We start from the raw sequence: 4,013 nt of genomic DNA on the forward strand, positions 1-4,013 counted from the left end.
CCTGCGCCGCCCGGTCCGTCCGCCCGGGTGTGCGACCGGCCCGGCCGGGGCAGCCGCCCTCTGGGCCGCGAGACGCCCGTAGCGCAGTCCCTTCCCCGATGGCGGAGGTCGCCGCATGCCCCACCGTTTCCCGGAGCGCACCGCGAGGCCGCGGCGCTACCTCATGTGCCGCCCGACGTACTTCACCGTCGAGTACGCGATCAACCCGTGGATGGACCCCTCGAAGCCGACCGACACCACGCTCGCCGTCCGCCAGTGGGAGCGGCTGCGCGCGCTGTACGAGGAGCTCGGCCACACCGTGGAGCTGATCGAGCCGCAGCCCGGGCTGCCGGACATGGTGTACACGGCCAACGGCGCCACCGTGCTCGACGGCCGGGTGCTGGTGGCGACCTTCCGGCACGCCGAGCGGGCCGGGGAGTCCGCGGCCCACCAGGACTGGTTCCGGTCCTGCGGCTACCGCGAGGTGCGGCGGGCCGAGCACGTCAACGAGGGCGAGGGCGACCACCTGCTCGTCGGCCGCCGGGTGCTGGCGGGCTCGGGCTTCCGCACCGACCCGGCCGCGCACGCCGAGGCCCGGGCCGTGTTCGGCCTGCCGGTGCTCGGTCTGGAACTGGTGGACCCGCGCTTCTACCACCTGGACACCGCGCTCGCGGTGCTCGCCGACGACCAGGTCATGTACTACCCGGCGGCGTTCACCCCCGACAGCCAGGCGCTGCTGCGCAGCCTCTACCCGGACGCCATCCTCGCCGAGCGCGCGGACGCCGAGGTGTTCGGCCTGAACGCGGTCTCCGACGGCCGCCGGGTGCTCCTCCCGGAGGCGGCGAAGTCCCTGGCCGCCCGTCTCGTCGACGCCGGCTACGAGCCGGTGCCGGTCGACCTGTCCGAGCTCTTCAAGGGCGGCGGCGGCCCCAAGTGCTGCACCCTGGAACTCCGCCCGGCCTGACCGCGCCGGCCCCGGGGCGCCTACCGTGGTCGGCCCGTGTGACCGGGCGTTGAGCGGGTTCCGGCCGGTCAGCCGTCGGGCGTCACCAGGACGACTTCCAGGGTGCGGGGGCCGTGGACGCCCTCGACGCGGGTGAGTTCGATGTCGCTGGTGGCCGAGGGGCCGGAGATCCAGGTCTGGGGGCGGGTCGGGTCCAGGCGGGGGAGGGCGAGCGGGACGGAGGCGACCACCTGGTCGGGCGCGAGGACGACGCAGACGTGGTGGTCGGGGACGAGGGTGAGCAGCCGGCGGCCCTGGGCCGGTCCGGCGTCCAGCACCAGGGTGCCGGTCTCGGCGATCGCCAGGGCGCAGCCGGTGAGCACGCTGTCGACGGTCTCCAGTCGGGCGGCGGTGAGCGGCCCGTCCGGGCCGTCGTCCGGGAGCGGGCGGGCGTGGGTGACGCCGAGCCAGGCGGGCGGCAGACCGGGCGGGACGGCGACGGTGCGGGTGCCGCGGGCCTCGAACAGGGCGGCGAGCAGCAGCGGCAGCCGCTCGGTGGTGCAGCCGTGGACCAGGGCGCGGTAGTCGGCGAGGTTGTGCCGCAGCAGGTCGAGCAGCGCGTCGGGGTCGTCGGCGGGGACGTGGCTGCGCAGGTAGTCGCGCGGTACGGGCTCCTGCTCCGGCGCGCGGGTGCGCAGCGCGGCGCGGATCCGGGCGAGCACCAGGTCGCGCGAGCCGGTGGCCGGTGGCGGGGGACTGCTCATGCGCGGTTCCTCCGCCACCAGTCGCGGAACGGTTCGGGCGGGACGGCCGGCAGTTCGCGGGTGTCGGTCCAGGCCCGGCCGGGGCCGGGGAGCCGGCGCGGGTGGAGCCGGCGGGTGCGGCCGGCGGCCCGTTCGGCGGCGCGCAGCAGGGCGGGCCGGTCGAGGACGTAGCCGGCGGCGGCCATCGCGGCGCGCTCCAGCCGATGCCCGCGCTGCCCGGCGACCCGCTCGCGCAGGTGGACCAGGACCTCGGGGATGTCGATGGCGACCGGGCAGACCTCGTAGCAGGCCCCGCAGAGTGACGAGGCGAACGGCAGCGAGGCATCCAACGGGCTTTTCGTGCCGCGCAGTTGGGGGGTGAGGACGGCGCCGATCGGCCCGGGGTAGACCGAGCCGTAGGCGTGTCCGCCGGCCCGCTCGTACACCGGGCAGACGTTGAGGCAGGCCGAGCAGCGGATGCAGCGCAGCGTCTGGCGGCCGACCTGGTCGGCGAGCGCGTCGGTGCGGCCGTTGTCGAGCAGGACGAGGTGGAACTCCTCGGGCCCGTCGCCGCCGGGGCCGTCGGCGTGGGTGCCGGTCCACAGCGAGGTGTAGGGGTTCATCCGCTCGGCGGTGGCGGAGCGGGGCAGCAGTTGCAGGAAGACCTCCAGGTCCCGCCAGGCGGGCAGGACCTTCTCGATGCCGACCACCGAGATCAGGGTGCGCGGGAGGGTCAGGCACATTCGCCCGTTGCCCTCCGATTCGACGACCACCAGGGTGCCGGTCTCGGCGATCATGAAGTTGGCGCCGGAGACGGCCACTTCGGCCCGCAGGAACTTCTCCCGCAGGTGCAGCCGGGCGGCCTCGGCGAGTTCGCCGGGCGCGTCGCCGAGCCCCTCGGGGGCCGGGCGGCCCCAGTCGGCCATCCGGCGGGCGAAGATCTCCCGGATCTCGCCCCGGTTGCGGTGGATCGCGGGTACGAGCAGGTGCGAGGGCCGGTCGTCGCCCAGCTGGACGATCAGCTCGGCGAGATCGGTCTCGTAGGCGCGGATGCCGGCCTCGGCCAGCGCCTCGTTGAGCCCGATCTCCTGGGTGGCCATGGACTTGACCTTGACCACCTCCCGCTCGCCGGTGGCCCGGATCAGGGCGGTGACGATCCGGTTGGCCTCGGCGGCGTCGGCGGCCCAGTGCACGGTGCCGCCGGCGGCGGTCACCTTCTCCTCCAATTGGACGAGATGGTGGTCGAGTCGGCCGAGAGCGCGGTCCTTGACGGCCTTGGCGGCGGCGCGCAGCTCGGCCCAGTCGGCGAGTTCGGCGACGGCGCGGGCCCGCTTCTCCCGGATGGTGCGGGTGGCGTTCCGCAGATTGGCGCGCAGCCGCTCGTCCCGCACGGCCCCGGCGGCGGCCTCGGGGAAGGGGACCTGCGGGGAGACGCCCGGCGGGAAGGCGGGCATGCCGAGGAAGGTTCCGCTCACGGCGCCGCCCGCCAGGGTTCGGCCTCGGTGCTGGCGAGGATCTCGGCGAGGTGCAGCGGGCGCAGCGGCGCGCCCTGCCGGCGCAGGGTGCCGCCGAGGTGCAGCAGGCAGGAGTTGTCGCCTCCGCACAGCACCTCGGCGCCGGTGGCCAGGGCGCTGGCGGTCTTGTCGGCGGCCATCGCGGCCGAGACCGCCGGGTTCTTCACGGCGAAGGTGCCGCCGAAGCCGCAGCACTCCTCGGCGCCGGGCAGGTCGAGCAGCTCCAGCCCGCGCACGGCGCGCAGCAGCCGCAGCGGGCGGTCGCCGAGGCCGAGCAGCCGCAGGCCGTGGCAGGAGGGGTGGTAGGTGACCGTGTGCGGGAACCACGCGCCGACGTCCTCGACGCCCAGCACATCGGTGAGGAACTCGCTCAGTTCGAGCACCCGGGGCGTCAACCCGGCGACGGCGGAGGCGAGCGCGCCGTCCGCGCGGGCGGCGATCCGGGGGTGGGCGTCGCGGACCATGGCGACGCAGGAGCCGGACGGCGCCACCACGTGGTCGTAGCCGGCGAAGGCCCGCACGGTGCGGCGCACCAGCGGCACGCAGGCGTTCGGGTAGCCGCTGTTGTACTGCGGCTGGCCGCAGCAGCTCTGCGCGGGCGGGAAGTCGACCTCGACGCCGAGGCGTTCCAGCAGCCGGACGGTGGCGATCGCGGTGGACGGCAGCAGGGCGTCGTTGACGCAGGTGGCGAACAACGCGACGCGCAACGGTCCTCCCGTGCCCTCGGTCCGGCGGCGGTGCGGGTGCGGGTGACGGTACGTGTGCCGGTCCCGGCCCGCCCGCGGTGATCGTACCGAGCCGCCGCACCGGGCGGCAGGGCACCACGCCGGGCGG

General features: G+C 75.6%; 4 protein-coding genes. 1 reads left to right on the forward strand and 3 read right to left on the reverse strand.

Annotated elements, in window-relative coordinates:
- The first annotated feature begins 115 nt into the window (after positions 1-115).
- The gene (gene ddaH / locus ABD308_RS33060) at positions 116-943 is read left to right on the forward strand and encodes a dimethylargininase (RefSeq protein WP_344343278.1); all 828 of its coding nucleotides are present in this window, start codon (positions 116-118) and stop codon (positions 941-943) included.
- 68 nt (positions 944-1,011) lie between these two features.
- On the opposite strand, the gene ABD308_RS33065 is transcribed toward ddaH, so the two are convergent.
- Genes ABD308_RS33065 through ABD308_RS33075 form a run of 3 tightly spaced genes read right to left on the reverse strand, consistent with a single transcriptional unit; the run spans position 1,012 to position 3,886 of the window.
- Positions 1,012-1,686 (reverse strand): LutC/YkgG family protein, encoded by a 675-nt coding sequence (locus ABD308_RS33065; protein WP_344343280.1) that lies wholly within the window; start codon positions 1,684-1,686, stop codon positions 1,012-1,014.
- Positions 1,683-3,140, reverse strand: coding sequence for a lactate utilization protein B (locus tag ABD308_RS33070; RefSeq protein ID WP_344343282.1), 1,458 nt, complete (start codon positions 3,138-3,140; stop codon positions 1,683-1,685). The genes ABD308_RS33065 and ABD308_RS33070 overlap by 4 nt, the downstream gene beginning before the upstream one ends.
- The gene (locus ABD308_RS33075) at positions 3,137-3,886 is read right to left on the reverse strand and encodes a (Fe-S)-binding protein (protein ID WP_344343284.1); all 750 of its coding nucleotides are present in this window, start codon (positions 3,884-3,886) and stop codon (positions 3,137-3,139) included. Before ABD308_RS33075 ends, ABD308_RS33070 begins: the two co-directional genes overlap by 4 nt.
- Between the last annotated feature and the right edge of the window lie 127 nt (positions 3,887-4,013).

Source organism: Kitasatospora putterlickiae (assembly GCF_039527695.1).
Taxonomy (GTDB): Bacteria; Actinomycetota; Actinomycetes; order Streptomycetales; family Streptomycetaceae; genus Kitasatospora; species Kitasatospora putterlickiae.